Below are 18,789 nucleotides of genomic sequence, written 5' to 3'. Positions count from 1 at the left end.
CGAATCCAATCACACCAAATCGATAACTGAATCAATTAAGTCGCTGGCACTGGTATCGGTTACGATCAAGTAATCGCCACTCTCCGTATAAAATTCAGCAATAGTGTATTGCGCAGTGTAATCCACGCCAAAATCACTCAGTCGTTGAGTCATTGCGTCGGTCAAATCTTCGGCGGTGTATGTTGAAAAATAGCTTGCGTACTCAACCAACCCAGCGTCTATCGTTAGGTTCACATCGGTAAAGAGCATAACATTGGCACTTCCATCAGGGTTATCTTCCCATGTGCCCACTACGTTGTTATCCAAAAGTTCTTGGGTAATGTGTAAGTCAGAAGCGCCATCACCAATAACAACTTCAAAGCCTGTAAATTCCAGTGCATTGTTACCACTTAAGTTGAGAGCATCAATGCCTTCTCCTCCGTGAGCACTTCGATGAGTATTGCAATCGGCTTCCGACAACCCAGCAACATTAACGACATCATTACCTTTGCCTGCTGATATATTAAACTCCGTGTAATCGCCACCTGCTATTTCAAAGAAACTGATCGTATCATTGCCTTCTCCGGTATCGACATCGAAGTGGTTACTCCAAGCGGCACCGTTCGACTGCACATGGACGTTTACTGTATCGTTACCGTTACCTGTAGATATCTCTCCACGCTTGGCACCATAAACGTTCACCGTCGTTCCTGAATCAGACAAAGCGTTTACATTTACATCCACAAAATTTTTCACGTTAATGAAATCTGTATCGGTCTCAACTAACGCTTCTTTCAGACCATCCGTATTCCACTTATACACGGAAACATCTGTGACGGATTTGCTTTCACCGTTTATCCATTTATGCTGAGAACTTAGTGTTAACGCCCCTTCCTTCAGTACCCCTTCGCCTTGCAAAGTTTGTAAAGAAGGGTTTTTGTCGACCCCATAATCATCCAAATATTGCGCAAATTTCGTTGTTGCAAGCGCTTGCGCATCAATAGCCATTTCATTGACAAGCGTTTCAACTACGCTGCCGACATAAATGTCGGATTTTATTGTGTTACCTAGCATAGCCACTCCTGATATCTATCTTTAAGTTATACCCAAGTGACCTCAAGGCGCAGGATTTAGGCACTTTGAGGTCACTTGGGTATAGAAGTCTACTCTCTCCGCGACTTAGGGAATATTCTCGTTTCGGCAGTTAGTGCTAATTTGGGGAGCAGTACTTCAGATCGTCATACTTTTATCACGCGCACTAATAAGTCAAAATGCCACCTGTGCCAGATAAAAAATAAGCCAGCTATACGCTGGCCTATGAACTTCGCCTTTTTTCTTATTGTTAAGAAGCGGTATGGAAATTTTCTTCGTTACCTGCTCTGGTTAACAAACCATCGCATGGAGCAAAACGATCGCCGTATTTCTGTGCGTATTCGTTCATGATCGCGACCAGTTCTTTCAAGCCAATCTGGTCCATATAACGGAAAGGACCTCCTAAAAACGGAGGGAACCCGATACCAAAGATCGCACCAATGTCACCGTCACGAGCGCTGCGAATAATGCCTTCATCCAAACATCTCACAGCTTCATTCAACATTGGGAGAACACAGCGAAGCGCGATGTCTTTCTCTGGTAGTTTTGATTCAGGTGTAAGCTTGAGCAGCTTATAAACACTCTTATCCACCTCTTTCTTCTTGCCTTTATACGTATAGAAACCTTTTCCACTCTTACGCCCTTTTCGACCGTCGTTTAGCAACGTATCAAAGACATCTGGCGCCTTAAAACGAGCACCCAACTCTTCGATTAGGATGGGCATGATCTTGGCGCCCACATCCACCCCCACTTCATCCAGCAGGGTAATAGGACCAACAGGGAAGCCAAAGTTGAGCAATGCATCGTCCAGCGTTTCAATCGGCTCACCACTCAGTAAAACATGGGCAGCTTCATTCATGTAGGGCGCTAGGATTCGATTAACAAAAAAACCCGCTTTATCGGCAACCACAATGGGGGTTTTGCCTTGCTTTCGCGCAAAACTGACTGCGGTAGAAATCACCTCGTCGGATGTACCTTCATGAGGGATAACCTCAACCAGTGGCATTTTTTCGGCAGGGCTAAAGTAATGCAGACCTACTACATTTTCAGGGCGTTCACATTCTGCCGCTATTTGGTGAATAGGAAGAGACGACGTATTGGTGGCAAATATGGTGGTATCTTTCGCATGTTGCTCTATTTCTTTCACCATCGATTGTTTTAGATCCAAGTCTTCGAATACGGCTTCAATGACAATATCAGCATCACGGTATCCAACGTAATCAGTCCCCCCAGTCAGCTGCGACATATTATATTGCACACCCGCTTTGGTTAGAATTCGACGTTTCTTCTGCTTAGCAAACAATTTATGGTTGTAGTTAATCGCGTTCAAGATGCCATCGTTAGATACATCTTTAACACGAACAGGCACGTTCGCTTTCGCAACCGATACGTGGCTTATCCCTGCTCCCATTAGTCCACCACCTAACACGCCGACTTTCGAAATGTTTCTTGGTTTGGCTTCACTGCCGTTCTCTTTTTTCATTTCAGTGGTTGCGAAAAAGATTGAACGAAGCGCTTTAGACTCGGTAGTCATGCACAGTTCACCAAACTTTTTGGCTTCTGTAGCTAAACCGGCTTGTATCCCTTTTTCTAAACCTTCACCAATAACTTCAAGAATCGCCTCGGCAGCAGGATAGTTACCACGCGTTTTCGCTAAAGTCTTCTTAATCGCTTGGTCAAAGATGAATTTACGACCAAGACGATTGCCAGACATCAACTTCTCTTTTGTATCGACCGAACGCTTAGCTTTCTTTTTACCCGCAAATGTCTTGGCAACATCCAATAGAATGGATTGGGGGACACTGGCATCGACAACGCCCAACTTCTTCGCTTTTTTTGCACGAAGCTGTTTACCTGTCAAAATCAGATCCAAAGAACCTAACAGCCCAATTAACCGAGGAAGCCTCTGAGTTCCCCCGGAACCAGGCAACAAACCTAATTGTACTTCTGGTAGCCCCAATCGTGTTTTATCTGAATCCGTACACACTCGGTAGTCACAGGCAAGCGCCAACTCCAAACCACCACCTAAGCAAGGGCCGTGAATGGCAGCCACTGTGGCAAAAGGCAAAGCTTCGAGCCGAGCAAACATTTGCTGCCCTTGTTTGGCTAACCCTTCCGCTTCTTCCGCAGTGGTGCATGCATCTAGCATTCTTACATCGGCACCAGCCACAAAATTATCGGGCTTAAGCGAATGAATCACTAACCCTGTGAGTTCGTTCTTTTTGGCTTCCAGTTCCAGCAAGATCGCCTGCATTTCATCTGAAAATTCTGCTTGAAGCGTATTCATTTTCTCGCCAGGAATATCAATGGCTAGCCACGCGAGATTTTGATCGTCTATTGATAATGTAAATGCACTTTGACCCGCCATTATTCCACCTCCAAAATCATCGCTGCACCTAAACCACCTGCGGCACACGCAGTATTCAACGCTAATCCCCCTCCACGGCGTTTAAGCTCACGCAGTGTTTGAGTAATCATTCGCGCACCCGTTGCTGCAAATGGGTGCCCATAAGCGATAGACCCACCGAGAACGTTGAATTTATCCATATCGATTTCGCCTATGGCTTTGTCTCTTCCTAGTATTTCTTTAGCAAACTTATCGCTGGCGAACATCTTCACATTAGCCAACGTTTGTGCTGCAAAGGCTTCGTGCATATCAATCAGTGTAAGATCCGATAAACTAATACCTGCACGATCGAGTGCCATTGGCGTCGCATGCGAAGGCCCCATCAGCATATCTTCTTTTACGTCAATGGCCGAAAATGCATAAGAGCGTATGAACCCCATGATGTCGAGCCCTAACTCTTTTGCACGACCTTCACGCATAATAAGCAGCGACGCTGCTCCGTCTGTCAGTGGTGTTGCATTCGCAGCCGTAACACTGCCATATTGGCGATCAAAGGCTGGGCGCAGTTTTGCGTACCCTTCAATGGTTGAGTCCTGACGAATATTATTGTCGGTATCAATCCATTGCTTGTAAGGTTCGGGAAAAGCGGTCATCACTTCGTCTCGAATTTTTCCCTCTTTCCAAGCTTGCGCAGCTAAGGTATGAGAGCGATGAGCTAATTCATCTTGGGCTTGGCGAGTAATTCCGTGTGTTTTTGCCATTTGCTCTGCCGTTTGTCCCATGGACAGCCCTGTCGAATATTCGGCTACTGCTGGAGGCACTGGCATCAAATCTTTGAAGGAGAGCTTGCGCATTATAGAAAGCTTCTGCCCCGCTTTTTTTGCCTTACTCAGAGCAAGTAAAGAGGCTGCTAGTTTTTTGGATACACCGATCGGCAGTACAGAAGAGGAATCAGCGCCACCAGCGACACCAATATCAATCGAACCAGAAATAATGCTTTCTGCCACATTCACCGCGGACTGAAAACTCGTCGCACAAGCTCGCGTTACACTGTACGCGTCAGTATGAATATTCATACCTGTACCTAATACGATTTCACGTGCAATATTTGGCGCTTCTGGCATTTGCACAACCTGTCCAAATACCACTTGATCGATTAGGGCTGGATCAATATCGGCGCGTGTCAGCATTTCACTGACGACCATTTTACCCAAGTCTACGGCGGGTACCTGAGAAAACTCGGTGCTTTGTCTTGCGAACGGCGTTCTTAGCCCAGCAACAACCGCAATCCTTTCTCCGGAACGCGTCCTTAAATCCTGAATGCCCATTATATCTCCTTAAAGAGGTCAGACCTGTCATGTAACAAAAATGTTATCAGATTAAAACGCATGTTTGAATCGCTTTTTATTTTATAGCGTGATCTAGGACTAAAATGTAGAGAGTTACACGTAAGAAATCGTAAGTGTAGTGTAGAAAAGGCGGGGTAATAACTGTGATAAATAATCAGATTGCGTTACATTAAAACTGTGAATCAGGAATTTTAGATAAAAAAAACCACACTTAAAGTGTGGTATGAATCGATATATAGCGTATCGCTAAAATTAAAAAATCAGTTTCCTGATTAGGAGAAAGTAAAGTCAGCCTTCAAAAGGAAGTGTCATCTTGCTCAACGTGCTAACCACGAATGGTTAACCAGATGACAAGACGTACTATAACCAGATTCCATATATGGATTTTGAATTAGATCAATTTATTTGTAGTTTATGCAATGCTGCCTAGTGGATAATCGCTTAAGAAAGATCCGAAATGAAATTTCTAAGCTCGGCTTTTTATGCCAAACCATCCTCTTAATTAGAAGTTCGCTTACTTTCAGTGAGTTAGAACTCTCGGGTGTTGACCTTCCATAGACACAGCGAGAGCAAACGGAGGCTCAAGTGTCGATTATCGATTTTTTTGGAAAGAAAAAAGAGAAGCGTCCGGTCAATTCTGATATGGACAAGCAAAAAAGATACGAAGCGCTCGTGCGCGCTTATCACACCGACCTATATCGCTATGCGTACTGGTTGTGTAAAGACAGTCATGTTGCGGAAGACTTGGTACAAGAAACCTGTTTACGTGCTTGGCGGGCAATAGATAGCCTGCTAGACGAAAAAGCAGCGAAATCTTGGCTAATTACCATTCTACGCCGTGAAAACGCACGCCGCTTCGAACGAAAACAGTTAGAATTGGTGGATATTGATGACCACGGCAACGATGCGAAAGTCTCTGACGACCCGCATCACCAGCAACAGTGGCTTCAAAATCAAATTATGAAATTAGAGGTCGAGTATCGAGAACCGTTGTTTCTCCAAGTTGTTGGCGGATTCAGCGGTGAGGAAATTGGACAAATTCTGGAGCTAAATAAAAATACGGTGATGACACGTTTGTTCAGAGCCAGAAACCAGCTCAAAGAGATGCTTGAAGATTCTCAATCGGATATGGGGGTGCATAATGGATGATTTAGAATTTCGCCGTCGCATTATGTCAGATCCAAAGGACAGAGACGACGAAATCGAGTTGACGATTTCTCAAAACAGTGCAAATGCCAAATTTGTCGATGACATTTTGAGCCTAGATGCGCAATTAGAAAAAGCAATGAAAGTTGATGTGCCAGACGGGTTGGCCGATCGCATTTTGTTTAATCAAAGTGCAGAGACGGAGCAACCTAGGTTTGCGAAAAAAGCGCTCGCAATGGCGGCATCAATAGCATTTGCTTTTGGACTTTTGGTGGGACAAGTCAATTGGGGTGGACTTGTGGTAACTCCAGCTTACGCAACCTTGGCAAATACAGCCTTGGCACATGTTTCGGCTGAGAAACCATTTATTAACCCAATCGATGAAAATGTCTCCTCTAACCAGATCAACGTGAAAATGAAGCCATTTGCGTATCACTTCTCGCAAAACTTTCCTTATCACGTGTATTACTTAAACCACTGTGGTTTTGGGGCTTCAAATGCAATGCATATGGTGTTTGAAGGAGAACATGGGCGAGTGACACTTTTTGTTACTAATATCCCAGCGCCTGAATCTCAGACGTTTGTCAAAGATGGAATGTCTGGCATTGTGATGCCATTGATGGACGCAAGCATGGTAATTGTAGGAAGTATGGATGAAGATGTGGCAAGAATTGCTGAAACATTAAAACCTATCATACACCCTGCAGGCTAAGCGCCAGCCCAAGCTAAACGTTAACTACAAAAGGTCTGCCTTTCTCAAGCAGGCTTTTTTTATTTTACACGTCATTCAAAACTCCATGCGTAGAATCCTTTTCGATAAAAGCCCTACTTTACTACTAATAGGCAATGAAGTAGGGCCTTAAGCTTATCTTTATTCGCTGTTATCTGCTTTTTAAACAATGGTCGGATTTCATTTAATGAATCACAGAATTACTATCTCCGCCGTTGAGTTACTACTCAATCAAGCTTAAAAGTTACATCAGTACATAAAGCAGGGTTGTCTGCCCATTTGGTAGATATACATGTCACCAGACAAACAATGTCTGGGAATACAATAATAAGGTAAATCCTATGAACAACTCGCGTCTGTTTAAACAAACGGTCATCGCTACTACTATTGCTCTCGCATCTCAACAAGCTGTCGCAGCTGGTTTCCAACTTAACGCGCAATCCGCAACCGGTCTTGGCCGAGCGTTTGCAGGCGACGCTGTAATTGCAGATAACGCATCTGTAATGGCACGTAACGCCGCTGCAATGGCGCTATTTGAGTCATCTCAGTTTTCTGGCGGTATTAATGTCATTAACACTGAAATCAAAGTGTCAGATGTTAAAGCCGGTGGTGTTGTAGCGACACAAGATTCAGCGAAGAACACATCTTCAACTCCAGTACCAAACATCTACTACATCCACCGTTTAAGTGACTCTATCGCTTTGGGTGCTGGAATTTACTCGAACTTTGGTACGAAAAACAATTTTGACGATTCTTTTGGTAAAAAGTTAAATCCGCAACTAGCACTTTTTGGTGGTAATACTGAGATTAAGAGCGTTAACTACGCACTAGCCGCTTCTTACCGAGTAAATGAGCAACTTAGCTTAGGTGCGGGTCTGGATATCGTTCAAGGTTCTGGCGTCATGAAACGTGACACGTCTGGTCAACTTCTTGATCTAGATGTATCTGGTACTGGTTATGGTTTCAATGTGGGAGCCGTTTACGAGCTGGATGCTCAAAACCGATTTGGTTTGGCTTACCACTACAGCCCTGAAATAAAAGCTTCAGGTACGATTAAATATCTACCAACCGGTGATATTTCAAACGAAGATCTTCTGCTTCCTCTGCCAAGCATGCTTGAGTTCTCTGGTTACCATGAGCTTAACAACACTGATTTCGCTGTACACTACAGTGTTCAATGGATTGGCTGGAACGCTTTCGACAAGATTGAAACAAGCAAAAGTAGTTTCTCCAAAGATTACAACTGGAAAGATGGCTACCACTTCTCGCTTGGTGGTACATACTTCCTGAACGAAGCTTGGACACTACGTGCAGGTTACATGTACGACACTGCCGCTCAAGATGAGCTAACGTCTATCTCTGTGCCTGATTCTAACCGTCACTGGTTGTCTGCGGGTGCAAGCTACAGCTTCGCTGAAAAGCACACTGTTGACCTAGGCTTTACTTACCTCATGGGGCAGGATGTTTCTGTTACTGAGTACAAGACACCAACAACGGTTGCTATGACAGCTACAACTCATGCAAATGCAATTCTGGCTGGGATTCAATACAGCTACAGTTTCTAAACAAAACGAATTAGCTGAGCTGAATAAAAGAGTGGGCATTGTGCCAACTCTTTTTGTTTGTTTTGAAGTTATAGAAATTTAATTAGACTTCTTTAAGCTGGCTTTGCCACATTTGCGCGTACTGCCCTTTCAAATCGAGTAATGCCTGATGGGTTCCTTGCTCCAAAACCTTGCCCTGTGACAGCACAACGATGGTATCGGCATCTACTATGGTCGAAAGACGATGCGCGATTGTTATCACTGTTCTCCCTTTCGACATCAGTTTCAAGCTCTCCTGGATTTCTCTTTCTGTTTCTGTATCCAGAGCCGAGGTCGCTTCATCAAGTAACAAGATAGGCGGGTTCTTTAACAATGTTCTGGCAATGCCTACGCGCTGCTTTTCACCACCAGACAACTTTAACCCTCGCTCGCCCACTTGGGTTTGATAGCCGTCTGGCAGCTGTTCAATAAAATGGTGAATTTTAGCCGCTTTTGCCGCTTCAACAATTTCATTCTGTGAGGCGTTAGGTCTGCCATAGGCAATATTGTATTGAATGGTATCGTTGAACAACACGGTATCTTGGGGGACAACGCCAATCGCATTATGCAAGCTTTCCTGTGTCACATCTCGTATGTCTTGACCATCTATTAGTATGGTACCGCCGCTTACGTCGTAAAATCGAAACAAAAGCCTTCCTAGGGTCGATTTTCCTGATCCAGACGAACCCACTATGGCAACAGTCTTTCCAGCGCCTACCGAGACGCTCACGTCATTTAAAATTTGGCGCTGAGATTCATAAAAGAAGTCGATGTTTTTAAAACTTAACTTTCCAGCTGACACCGCTAAATCGGGCGCATTTTCTTTATCTTTCACATCCGGCTCTTGGCGAAGTAGATCAAACATCTCCCCCATATCTATCAATGACTGGCGAATCTCTCGATACACAAACCCAAGGAAGTTTAACGGCATCATGACTTGCATCATGTACGCGTTCACCATGACGAAACCACCCACAGTTAACACACCCGAATTAACATCCCTAACGGCAAGCAGCAACGCGAGCACCATACCGCCATTTAACAAAAGGGCTTGCCCTAGGTTGAGTAAGGCGAGTGAATTCACCGTTTTTATCGATGCGGCTTCAAAACCCTCCATCGATTGGTCGTAACGATTCGCCTCTCGCTTCTCCGCTCCAAAATACTTAACCGTTTCAAAATTTAGTAAGCTATCGATCGCTTTCTGGTTCGCATCTTTGTCTTTGTCGTTCATTTCTTTACGAATGCGTACCCGCCATTCCGTTACCTTGGCCGTAAACACGATGTAAATAACAACGGTTAAGCTCACCACAAGCAAGTACCAGACATCAAAAGCAAACAATAAAATAAGAGAAATGAGCAACAGTTCAAGAATGAGCGGACCGATGCTAAAGAGCATAAATCTAAGCAAAAACTCTATGCCTTTTACGCCACGTTCCATGACTCGGCTTAAGCCCCCCGTTTTCCGAGTAAGATGGTAACGAAGAGAAAGGCGGTGAATGTGCGATATGGTTTCTAGCGCGACGGAGCGGAGAGCGTGTTGCCCAACTTTAGCGAAAACGACATTACGTATTTCTTCAAAGCCGATTTTTAAGACTTGGTTCATTCCATACGCAACGACTAACCCAGCAGCACCTAAAGCCAACAACCACTCGGGGGAATCATTTTCGCTCGCCATTATATCGACGACCGCTTTGTACAAAAACGGAGTGAATACGGCTACCAGCTTGGATAAACCCAGAGCAACCATCGCTATGACAACTCTGCGTTTCACCCATGTTTTATCCTTAGGCCACAAATAGGGCGAAATTTTCTGAATAGTATTCCAACCGCTTTCACGCGCTTGGTTTTCTAATTCTCGATTATTTTGAACCGCTTGCTCTGGTTTTCCGGCATCGCTAGTTTCTGACATACGCTTCCTGTTTTTGGGTTATCTAACTTTAATATGATCAAAGATCTGTACCCGAGATTTACTCTACTTTTAGGTGAGTATAGAGAGGTTTTTGATCCGACAATGAGATTCCTTGGTATACGACGGTTCAAAAAGAAAAAAGCCTGACGATTTATCGTCAGGCTTTCAAATTTGTGATGTCTGTATACCCAAGATACTAGGTTTAGCGAGAATTGCTTGGTTTTCGCTTAATCAAACTGCTCATCTAATCAAATTAGTCGTCTAGTCAAATTCTTCATCTAAGTAGTCGTCTAGGAAATCTTCTTCCTCTTCTTCTACTGTTTCGGTAATTCCCGCTTTAAAATCGCGTCGTTGTAGGTATACGTCACGAGACAATGCGTACGGATCCGGTGACGACTCCAACGTACCTTCTTGTGGAATCAACAAGTAACGCTTTTCCAAGCCTTCTAGAGCCCACTTTCCAAGGCCAGCCCAAAAATTCAAATAAGACAACGGAACATACATACCATCAACAGTATCCGTTGTTTTCCGTAACGTTATCGGTCCGTATCCGGGAACCATAAAATAGGGACCATGACCCACGCCGTGGTAACCCAGCATATCACTGAACGCACGGTCATCTTGCTGTGTGATACCAGCAGCGGATGCGACATCAATGAACCCTAATAGACCCAATGTAGAGTTGATCCAAAAGCGATTGAAGTTTGTAAGCGCTTGTTCACCTTCGCCCATTAAAAGGTTGTTGACCATACTGGCTGGCTCATCAAGGTTTGCCAGAAAGTTACCAATACCACCGCGAACTGGTTTAGGCACCGTTTCAACATACGCGACCGACACTGGGCGAACAATGTAAGGATCCAGATAATCATAGTTGATATCAAACATTGTTCGGTTAAAGCTTTCAAACGGGTCATTCGGATGAGAAAGACTGGTATGTTCTTCCTCCGGTACAGAGGAGCAACCGACTAAAAAAGAGGCTAATAACACTAATAGCCAGGAACTAACTTTATTCAACAACATAGTCCTTTACCAAAAACAAAGACCGGCTTCTGCCGGTCTAATACCCAAGTCACCTCAAGGTGCTTGGTTCAGCGAGAATTAACTGGCTTCCAGACAAGACACCGATTTGAAGATCTAGTCATTCTAAATCAAAAATCGGTAACGAAGTATGAAAGCCAGTTAAACTCGCCCTTGGGAGCCCATATTCTTTCCCATTTCATCGTCAAATAACTTGGAAAGGACTGGTCATTCCACTGCGTTCTTCTCCTTGAACTGGAACAGAATATGAGGCTCTGAATTCAGCATCTTGAGGTCACTTGGGTATATTATCAATTCTTAGCGTACTCAAGTAATTTTCTTTATTCTAATGATTTCATATCATTCATCAACTTGAATTGATAACGACGCCAAACACAAAACAATACCATTAATAACGTTTATCTATAGTTAAAGCAACATTATCACCTAATTTAGCAATGTCACTTTGACCATGCCAATCACCGTCTCTGCTGGCAACATTGCCATCAGCATCAATTCTGGCTTTCACTACAAGCTCATCTAAGCTCGATAGTTTAATGCCTTGTATCATGCTATTTCCGTCATCAAGTACGACTGTTCTAGGAAAAGACCCTAGTGGGTAACGCGCAGCAGCGACTGGCATAGGGCTACCATCCGCTCTGTGAACTGATACGATCAAGACAGCATTAGGATCAGGGTTCACTTCATCAGCTAACGCAATACTGACTTGAACTGATTTACCTGCAACCGCAGTGGTTTCTCCCAATTTAAGTTTTGCGTTTTGAATACTGCGACCCAACATTTCATAACGGTTATCTTGTGGACCAATCATTTGTTGCATTGCCCCCCAATAACGTATGGCTGCCGCGTAATCACTACGCTCAAAAGAATCAAACGCTAGCAGTGAAAGAACTCGTAAATCGACTCGATCTTGTTTAACTAATCGGTGTAACAAGGAGCGTGCCTTATTCTGATCCACTTCATCAGATGAAAGCATTAAAGCTTGCGCATAACCTAATTGAATATCGGAATCTTTAGGTTCAATACGATACGCTTTTTTCATAGCGCCTATCGCTGTGGTCACATCTCTATTTGCCAATGCAATACGCCCTAAAAGCATCCAACCAGTTGAGTCGTCTGGTTGATGATGCAAGCGAGTGCGAAGAGCGAGTGTCAAATCCTGCATCTCATCTTCTGTGAGCGCTTGACCTTCTGGCGACATCAGCTTCTTGGTAAGAGCAGGAAGGTTACTCTCAGCTTGATGCCAATCCACCACTTTCTGAGAACCGCCAAATTGGTAATACATCCCGTAGGACAACGCAGCAACAAATAATACCGACGGAATGGCGACGGCCATTGTCGAAATCTGAGTTGTCGCTTCATTTTTCTTGGCTTTAGGAACATCGTCTAGCAGCGTTTGCTTTAGATCCGCAATCAAATCTTCTTGATTTTCGACTAACCCTTCTTTTGCTTCTTCTTCTAGCTCATCTAAACGATCTTTGTAGAACGCTTTATTCAGTTCGTCACGTCGTGCGTCGTCATCAACAGCACGTCGCTGGACTAACGGAAAAGCAATAAGCACGCTAGAGATAGCAATGATAACGGCTGTAGCTATCCAGAAAAAAGTCATTTTCGCTCATCTCCCGTTTCCGATTCTTCTTTGAGTAAAGATTGTAGCTGTGCTTCTTTTTCTGCGTCCCAGTCTTCAGATTTCACGGAATCTTGACGGGAGGGCTTACGACGGCTTCTCAAAATGATAAACCCAAAGCCAATGACCAATACACCAATGGGTCCGACCCACAATATAGATGTAACCACCGTAATCGGCGGGTTGTAGGTAACAAAGTTTCCATAGCGGGCGATCATGTAGTCGATGATTTCCTGCTCCGTTTTGCCTTCTTTCAGCATCTCATAGACTTTCAGGCGGAGATCTTGCGCTAGGGCGGCGTTAGAATCGCCAATGGAGTTGTTTTGACACTTAGGGCAACGCAACGTGTGCCCCAGTTCTTTGAATAGCTGTTCCTGCTCAACAGAATCAAACTCGTATATTTCTATGCTAGCCAATGTAGGTAAGGCGAACAAAGCGATAGCAAGGAATACACTGCGTAATTGCTTAATCATTTCGCAGACTCCTCCACTAAACGCTGATAAATTGGCTGCAATGTTTCTTTCCAATTTTTCACGTTTACATCGCCAACGTGTCGATACTGAATAACACCATTCGCATCAACGATATAGGTTTCTGGTGCGCCGTAAACGCCTAAGTCCAATCCAAGCATACCGTTACCATCAAACAAGCTGATCAAATAAGGGTTGCCCAACTCATTTAGCCATTGAACTGCTTTTTCACGGTTATCTTTGTAGTTAAGACCAATAATCTTCACGCCGTTAGCTGCTAGCTCATTTAGGTATTTATGCTCGGCATAGCATGTCGGACACCAAGTTGCCCATACGTTAATAAGCAATGGTTCTCCGACAAAGATGTTTTGTTCATACAATCGACCGGGTTCGGCTAAGTCTTCAAGCTTAAACTTGGGAACAGGCTGACCAATCAATACTGACTCTAATTTTGTTGGGTCGTCCCCGCCCGCATTGCGGCTTAACTGAGTTGCAAACACCGCGACCAGTATCAAAAAGAAAGCCAGTGGAGCAAAAAGTATATTCCGATTCATTTAGGCTTCCTTCTCTTTCAGCTCTGCCGCTACTTTTGAAGGCTTGCGGAAACGATATCGCTTATCACTGATTGCCACGATGCCACCAAAGGTCATGAATAAACTACCAAGCCAAATCCACCGAACAAAAGGTTTATAATAAATACGGACGGCCCAAGCATCGCCATCATCTAGCCTTTCACCCATTGCGATATACAAATCACGTGTGACGCCACGATCTATCGCTGCTTCTGTCATCATGGATTTTGCCGTGTTGTAAAAACGCTTTTCTGCATGAAGAACATTAACAAACTGACCATCTTTCGTGATTTCAAAATCCGCGATATAACCATCGTAGTTTGGTCCGTCGTTGTCGCGTAACCCTTGGAAATAGAAGTTATACCCTTGGATTTGGAAGTTTTCTCCAGGTGCTAGGCGCACATCACGCTCAATGCTGTAATTTTGCACCATAGCAATACCGATCACGGTAATCGCCATGCCAATATGACCAAGCATCATCGCCCAATGGCTGCGTTGGAGCTTTTTAATTCCCACACTAAAGCTGTGTCGGTGAGTGGCTCTTTGATGCAATTCGAAACCATGCATCGCGATAATCCAAATCGCCATCACCCAGCCTAGGTAAGCCAGCGCTTCAAAGGTATCCGCGAGAAGGAATACAAATATTGCACCAAGCACTAAAGAGATGATGCCTGACACTGCCATCGGCTTTTTGAGGCTACTAAGATCGTCACGCTTCCATCGTATTAGAGGACCTATGCCCAACAAAAACGCAAACGGCACCATCAACCAAGTAAACAACATGTTGAAGAAAGGTGCACCGATAGAAACAGAACCCAAACCCAATTGCTTATGGACTAAAGGAAGTAATGTACCTACAAGTACAACCACCAAAGCAGCAATGAGAATAACGTTGTTAGCAAGTAGCGCATTCTCACGGGAGAACAAAGCGAAACTACCACGAACACGGACAGATGAGCCTTTCAGCGCAAACAGCAGTAACGAACCGCCGATAATGAACACCAAGAACCCTAAGATGAACATGCCGCGAGCGGGATCGGACGCAAACGCATGCACCGAGACCAAAATACCTGAACGTACAAGGAATGTGCCTAGCAAACTGAGTGAGAATGCAGAGATCGCTAATAGCACCGTCCATGCCTTAAATGTTCCACGTTTTTCCGTTACTGCCAGCGAGTGCATCAACGCTGTGCCAGCTAACCAAGGCATGAAAGAGGCATTTTCTACCGGATCCCAGAACCACCAGCCACCCCAGCCAAGTTCGTAATAAGCCCACCAAGACCCCAATGCGATACCTAAAGTTAAAAATAGCCAAGCGGCTGTTGTCCATGGTCTCGACCAACGTGCCCAAGCGGTATCTAACCGTCCGGTCATCAAAGATGCAATCGCGAAAGAAAACGCGACTGAAAAACCGACATAACCCATATAAAGCATCGGCGGGTGAATGATTAAGCCTGGATCTTGAAGCAGAGGGTTTAAATCACGCCCATCAACAGGAAAAAATGGCAATGTGCGAAGAAATGGGTTTGAAGTAACGATGATAAACAGCAGGAATCCTACTGTGATCATTCCCATTACGGCTAAAACGCGTGCAACCGATTCTTGTGGCATTCCTCGGCTAAATGTCGCAACCGCAACCGTCCACGCTGCTTGAATCAATACCCACAAAAGCAGTGAACCTTCGTGAGCTCCCCATACAGCGGTTAGGCGGTAATACCAAGGAAGCAAACTATTTGAGTTAGTTGCAACATACGTAAGGGTAAAATCATTGGTATAAAACGCCCAAAGAAGCACAAAAAAGGAGACGAGAATGAGTAAGAACATTCCCCAAGACAACGGTCTTGCGGTGTTCATTAGTGTGATATTGTTTTTTGATGCACCAACCAGAGGGAGTAGGCTTAGCAATACCGCAAAGCCAAGAGACACTATTAGAGCAAAATGGCCAAATTCAGCGATCATTGTGTGCTCTCCGATTTTTGTGTATCTGTATATTCCAAAGGTTCATGCACTTTCTTCATCGCTTCTGCAATTTCCGGTGGCATGTACTCTTCGTCATGTTTCGCTAAGACCTCAAATGCTTCGATCGTCGTAGCATCTTTTAAGACTCCTTGTGCAACAATACCCTGCCCTTCACGGAACAGATCCGGAAGAATTCCGTCGTACAAAATCGTGACTTTTGGACCAACATCAGCCAGATCAAACTGCACTCTTAGTGACTGAGAGTCGCGAGAAACAGAACCTTTTACGACCATTCCTCCGATTCTTAGGCGCTGACCGACTTCGGGTTTTGAACCGTCTGGCTTACCATTAACAAGCTCAGTTGGTGTGTAGAATAGATCCATATTCTGGTTTAAGGCATACAGCATCAAACCAATAGTGGCACTTAAGCCAAATACAAGGGCAAGAACAAGACCGAGCCTCTTTTTACGTCTTGGATTCATAGGGTGTTCTCCAAATTCTTAGCGGCATCAATTCGCGCTTGGCGATCGATCTTGGCATTCACTTCATTCATTAGATTCCTACCGCGCTTGATGCTACTAAACAGCAGAATCAACATGGAAAGAAACGTAATACCAAATGCACCCCATACATAGGACGCGTAGCCACCCATGGCGAAAAAATCACTGATAGATTCAAAATGCATTGTCTACTCCTTACTACTGGCTGGAGACGACGCCAAAGCTTGTACCCAAGGACGATGGCTTTCTTTGCTGATAATTTCGTTTTTGAATCGGATCATTGTCACTGCGCCGAAGAAAAAAGCGAACCCCAAAATATTCAACAGCAACGGCCAAAGCATATCGTTGGATATAGATGGTTTGGCGAATTTGGTGATCGTTGCGCCTTGGTGCAAGGTATTCCACCACTCAACAGAAAAATGAATGATCGGAAGGTTAATCACACCTACAATGGCCAGAATACCGGCGGCTTTAGCGCCTGTTTTTTGGTCATCAAATGCGTGATAAAGTGCGATTACGCCAAGGTATAAAAATAGAAGAATCAATTCAGAAGTTAATCGTGCATCCCATACCCACCATGTGCCCCACATTGGCTTACCCCATACCGCACCAGTAACCAGTGCAATAAAGGTGTATACGGCCCCAATAGGTGCCATTGCCGCTGCTGCCATATCCGACAAACGTAATTGCCAAACAAGACCAATAAAGGCTGCGATTGCCATCGACATATACACACCCATCGACCAAATCGCCGAAGGAACGTGAATGTAGATGATCCGGAAACTGTCTCCTTGTTGATAATCAGAAGGCGCATACGCTAACCCCCAGATGGTACCAGAGACTAAAAAGACTGCGGCCAAGAGGGAAAACCAGGGCAAAAGCTTATCGCTTAGCCGGTAGGCTTTCTCGGGCTTGGCATAGGGATGTAGCCATTTCCACATGGTTAAGGTCTCACTCTTACTTCTAGGGCTTCCTTTTTTAAGACGGTTAGGTCTTTGGAAGTTGTAATATTAATTATCTATATGTGTTACTTAAAAAGCTGTAGCACATTCCTGACACTTTAACGGAATGTTAACTAAAAAAACTTGTTCAATATCAATTGACGCTTATGCGTAATGATGCACCTATTGCAAAAGGCGTCAGTGTTGCCGCGCCAGCCAACATTGCCCCCAGTATGGCAATTTGACCGTTGTACGCTACCCCCAAACCAGCTGCATCTATCGCTGAGGTGGCAAAAATCAGTATCGGAATATACAGAGGCAATACGAGTAAACTCAAAAGAACGCCACCTTTCTGTAATCCAACGGTAAGTGCGACACCTATTGCTCCAATGAAACTTAATGTTGGCGTCCCCACTAGCAGCGTTAAAACCACAGCACTCCAAGTATTAAAGTCTAGAGACAATAAGATTGCCAACAAAGGACTAATGAGTATCAGAGGCACTCCAGTTAAAATCCAATGCGCTATGACTTTTGCCATCACCGCCAACGGCAAAGGGACAGGCATCAGCATCATCTGTTCCAGTGCTCCGTCTTGAAAATCATCTCGAAAGAGTCTTTCTAATGACAGTAATGCAGACAATAGCGCTGCAACCCATACCACGCCGGATGATATTCTTGCAAGTAAATTTGGCTCAGGACCGATACTTAAAGGAAATAACGTAACGACAATAATGAAAAACCAAAGTGGATTGAGAATGTCGGCCTGACGTCGAAAGGCTATGAGTAGTTCACGTCTGATTATTGATATCATTGCTCCAGTCATTGACTACTCGCCCAATTTAATTTTTCTGAGAAGAGGGTTGTTTACGAACATATCTTGGTGAGTGGTTAAGAGCACCATCCCTCCTTTTTGCGCATGAGAGACAAACAGCGATTCTAGTACTTTAACACCCTGCTTATCGATAGCCGTTAGCGGCTCATCCAATACCCAAAGAGGGTGATCGCTAAGCCATAGTCTTGCTAATGCTACTCGCCTTTGTTGCCCTGCTGACAATTTACCAACTGGTATGTCTTCTCTTCCTGCAAGACCGACTTGAGCTAACGCTTTCCATAATGCTTTTTTGTCCTTCAATCCTTGATGGACGTTCATATAGAACTCAAGGTTTTCTTGTGCACTGAGCTCTTTTTTAACACCAGTTTGGTGCCCTAAAAAAAGAAGGTCGGAGTGGTACTCTTCCCTTGAAGAAAATATGCTTTCACCTTTCCAGCAAATAGAACCTTCTTCAGAGTCCCCAAGACCCGCTATGATCCGCAGCAGTGTTGTTTTTCCTGTTCCATTTCGCCCTTCAACCTGGATCAAATCACCAGGGTTAACCTCAAAAGATAGCGCTTCGAATAGCACTCTTTCATCGCGGACAGCAGTAAGATTGGATACGTCTAACATGGTAAATGTCTTGATTTTATTAAGGGTATATCTTAGCACAATGCTAAATGCACTAAACAGGATGCTCCACTAAGATTCATGAAAGAGCGTAAAAAAACGTTAA

General features: G+C 44.3%; 17 protein-coding genes. 3 read left to right on the top strand and 14 right to left on the bottom strand.

The features are described from left to right. Positions 1 to 9: 9 nt before the first annotated feature. The 3 genes from Q8W40_RS23645 to fadI form a co-directional block, all read right to left on the bottom strand. On the bottom strand, positions 10 to 1,053 hold the full coding sequence (locus Q8W40_RS23645; RefSeq protein ID WP_305400761.1) for a hypothetical protein: 1,044 nt from the start codon (positions 1,051 to 1,053) through the stop codon (positions 10 to 12). A gap of 268 nt (positions 1,054 to 1,321) precedes the next feature. After that, positions 1,322 to 3,439 carry a fatty acid oxidation complex subunit alpha FadJ gene (gene fadJ / locus Q8W40_RS23640; RefSeq protein ID WP_305400759.1) on the bottom strand — a complete coding sequence of 706 codons (2,118 nt, stop codon included), beginning with the start codon at positions 3,437 to 3,439 and terminating at the stop codon, positions 1,322 to 1,324. After that, positions 3,439 to 4,746 (bottom strand): acetyl-CoA C-acyltransferase FadI, encoded by a 1,308-nt coding sequence (gene fadI / locus Q8W40_RS23635; RefSeq protein ID WP_126608678.1) that lies wholly within the window; start codon positions 4,744 to 4,746, stop codon positions 3,439 to 3,441. Before fadI ends, fadJ begins: the two co-directional genes overlap by 1 nt. 606 nt (positions 4,747 to 5,352) lie before the next feature. Here fadI and Q8W40_RS23630 point away from each other — a divergent pair. The 3 genes from Q8W40_RS23630 to Q8W40_RS23620 all read left to right on the top strand — a co-directional run bounded on the left by Q8W40_RS23630 (position 5,353) and on the right by Q8W40_RS23620 (position 8,208). Beyond that, entirely contained in the window at positions 5,353 to 5,916 is a 564-nt protein-coding gene (locus Q8W40_RS23630; protein ID WP_101112731.1) for a sigma-70 family RNA polymerase sigma factor, read from the top strand. Next, positions 5,909 to 6,625, top strand: a complete 717-nt coding sequence (locus Q8W40_RS23625; RefSeq protein ID WP_305400758.1) for a DUF3379 domain-containing protein — start codon at positions 5,909 to 5,911, stop codon at positions 6,623 to 6,625. The genes Q8W40_RS23630 and Q8W40_RS23625 overlap by 8 nt, the downstream gene beginning before the upstream one ends. Positions 6,626 to 6,984: 359 nt before the next feature. Continuing rightward, complete coding sequence (locus tag Q8W40_RS23620) at positions 6,985 to 8,208, top strand: OmpP1/FadL family transporter (protein ID WP_305400757.1); 1,224 nt, start codon at positions 6,985 to 6,987, stop codon at positions 8,206 to 8,208. Positions 8,209 to 8,290: 82 nt separating this feature from the next. Here the strand turns inward: Q8W40_RS23620 and Q8W40_RS23615 are convergent, their stop codons facing one another. From Q8W40_RS23615 to ccmA, 11 genes are all read right to left on the bottom strand, one after another. Next, a complete protein-coding gene (locus Q8W40_RS23615; RefSeq protein WP_305400755.1) occupies positions 8,291 to 10,135 on the bottom strand; it encodes an ABCB family ABC transporter ATP-binding protein/permease in 1,845 nt (614 codons plus the stop codon). Positions 10,136 to 10,396: 261 nt separating this feature from the next. Next, entirely contained in the window at positions 10,397 to 11,155 is a 759-nt protein-coding gene (locus tag Q8W40_RS23610) for an MlaA family lipoprotein (protein ID WP_305400753.1), read from the bottom strand. Between the two features lie 406 nt (positions 11,156 to 11,561). Beyond that, positions 11,562 to 12,782 (bottom strand): c-type cytochrome biogenesis protein CcmI, encoded by a 1,221-nt coding sequence (gene ccmI, locus Q8W40_RS23605; protein ID WP_305400751.1) that lies wholly within the window; start codon positions 12,780 to 12,782, stop codon positions 11,562 to 11,564. Continuing rightward, positions 12,779 to 13,273, bottom strand: a complete 495-nt coding sequence (locus Q8W40_RS23600; RefSeq protein ID WP_305400750.1) for a cytochrome c-type biogenesis protein — start codon at positions 13,271 to 13,273, stop codon at positions 12,779 to 12,781. Before Q8W40_RS23600 ends, ccmI begins: the two co-directional genes overlap by 4 nt. Next, on the bottom strand, positions 13,270 to 13,824 hold the full coding sequence (locus Q8W40_RS23595) for a DsbE family thiol:disulfide interchange protein (RefSeq protein ID WP_305400749.1): 555 nt from the start codon (positions 13,822 to 13,824) through the stop codon (positions 13,270 to 13,272). The genes Q8W40_RS23600 and Q8W40_RS23595 overlap by 4 nt, the downstream gene beginning before the upstream one ends. Continuing rightward, positions 13,825 to 15,801 (bottom strand): heme lyase CcmF/NrfE family subunit, encoded by a 1,977-nt coding sequence (locus Q8W40_RS23590; RefSeq protein ID WP_305400748.1) that lies wholly within the window; start codon positions 15,799 to 15,801, stop codon positions 13,825 to 13,827. Further along, the gene (ccmE, locus tag Q8W40_RS23585; RefSeq protein WP_305400746.1) at positions 15,798 to 16,283 is read right to left on the bottom strand and encodes a cytochrome c maturation protein CcmE; all 486 of its coding nucleotides are present in this window, start codon (positions 16,281 to 16,283) and stop codon (positions 15,798 to 15,800) included. The genes Q8W40_RS23590 and ccmE overlap by 4 nt, the downstream gene beginning before the upstream one ends. Beyond that, complete coding sequence (gene ccmD, locus Q8W40_RS23580; protein WP_104402279.1) at positions 16,280 to 16,486, bottom strand: heme exporter protein CcmD; 207 nt, start codon at positions 16,484 to 16,486, stop codon at positions 16,280 to 16,282. The genes ccmE and ccmD overlap by 4 nt, the downstream gene beginning before the upstream one ends. Before the next feature lie 3 nt (positions 16,487 to 16,489). Beyond that, the gene (locus Q8W40_RS23575; protein ID WP_305400744.1) at positions 16,490 to 17,242 is read right to left on the bottom strand and encodes a heme ABC transporter permease; all 753 of its coding nucleotides are present in this window, start codon (positions 17,240 to 17,242) and stop codon (positions 16,490 to 16,492) included. Between the two features lie 154 nt (positions 17,243 to 17,396). Further along, positions 17,397 to 18,065: a heme exporter protein CcmB gene (ccmB, locus tag Q8W40_RS23570; RefSeq protein WP_305400742.1), complete on the bottom strand. Its 669-nt coding sequence runs from the start codon at positions 18,063 to 18,065 to the stop codon at positions 17,397 to 17,399. Between the two features lie 3 nt (positions 18,066 to 18,068). After that, on the bottom strand, positions 18,069 to 18,686 hold the full coding sequence (gene ccmA, locus Q8W40_RS23565; protein ID WP_305400740.1) for a cytochrome c biogenesis heme-transporting ATPase CcmA: 618 nt from the start codon (positions 18,684 to 18,686) through the stop codon (positions 18,069 to 18,071). Between the last annotated feature and the right edge of the window lie 103 nt (positions 18,687 to 18,789).

Source organism: Vibrio penaeicida, from assembly GCF_030689305.1.
Classification (GTDB): Bacteria; Pseudomonadota; Gammaproteobacteria; order Enterobacterales; family Vibrionaceae; genus Vibrio; species Vibrio penaeicida_B.
The sequence above is the reverse complement of the archived record's forward strand: the minus strand, read 5'-3'. Positions and strand labels throughout refer to the sequence as shown.

Coding starts and splice junctions, on each gene's coding strand:
- fadI (WP_126608678.1), bottom strand. CDS start 4,746: ATGGGCATTCAGGATTTAAGGACGCGTTCCGGAGAAAGGATTGCGGTT.
- ccmB (WP_305400742.1), bottom strand. CDS start 18,065: ATGACTGGAGCAATGATATCAATAATCAGACGTGAACTACTCATAGCC.
- Q8W40_RS23645 (WP_305400761.1), bottom strand. CDS start 1,053: ATGCTAGGTAACACAATAAAATCCGACATTTATGTCGGCAGCGTAGTT.
- Q8W40_RS23600 (WP_305400750.1), bottom strand. CDS start 13,273: ATGATTAAGCAATTACGCAGTGTATTCCTTGCTATCGCTTTGTTCGCC.
- Q8W40_RS23575 (WP_305400744.1), bottom strand. CDS start 17,242: ATGTGGAAATGGCTACATCCCTATGCCAAGCCCGAGAAAGCCTACCGG.
- ccmE (WP_305400746.1), bottom strand. CDS start 16,283: ATGAATCCAAGACGTAAAAAGAGGCTCGGTCTTGTTCTTGCCCTTGTA.
- Q8W40_RS23625 (WP_305400758.1), top strand. CDS start 5,909: ATGGATGATTTAGAATTTCGCCGTCGCATTATGTCAGATCCAAAGGAC.
- fadJ (WP_305400759.1), bottom strand. CDS start 3,439: ATGGCGGGTCAAAGTGCATTTACATTATCAATAGACGATCAAAATCTC.
- ccmI (WP_305400751.1), bottom strand. CDS start 12,782: ATGACTTTTTTCTGGATAGCTACAGCCGTTATCATTGCTATCTCTAGC.
- Q8W40_RS23615 (WP_305400755.1), bottom strand. CDS start 10,135: ATGTCAGAAACTAGCGATGCCGGAAAACCAGAGCAAGCGGTTCAAAAT.
- Q8W40_RS23610 (WP_305400753.1), bottom strand. CDS start 11,155: ATGTTGTTGAATAAAGTTAGTTCCTGGCTATTAGTGTTATTAGCCTCT.
- Q8W40_RS23595 (WP_305400749.1), bottom strand. CDS start 13,824: ATGAATCGGAATATACTTTTTGCTCCACTGGCTTTCTTTTTGATACTG.
- Q8W40_RS23620 (WP_305400757.1), top strand. CDS start 6,985: ATGAACAACTCGCGTCTGTTTAAACAAACGGTCATCGCTACTACTATT.
- Q8W40_RS23590 (WP_305400748.1), bottom strand. CDS start 15,801: ATGATCGCTGAATTTGGCCATTTTGCTCTAATAGTGTCTCTTGGCTTT.
- ccmD (WP_104402279.1), bottom strand. CDS start 16,486: ATGCATTTTGAATCTATCAGTGATTTTTTCGCCATGGGTGGCTACGCG.
- ccmA (WP_305400740.1), bottom strand. CDS start 18,686: ATGTTAGACGTATCCAATCTTACTGCTGTCCGCGATGAAAGAGTGCTA.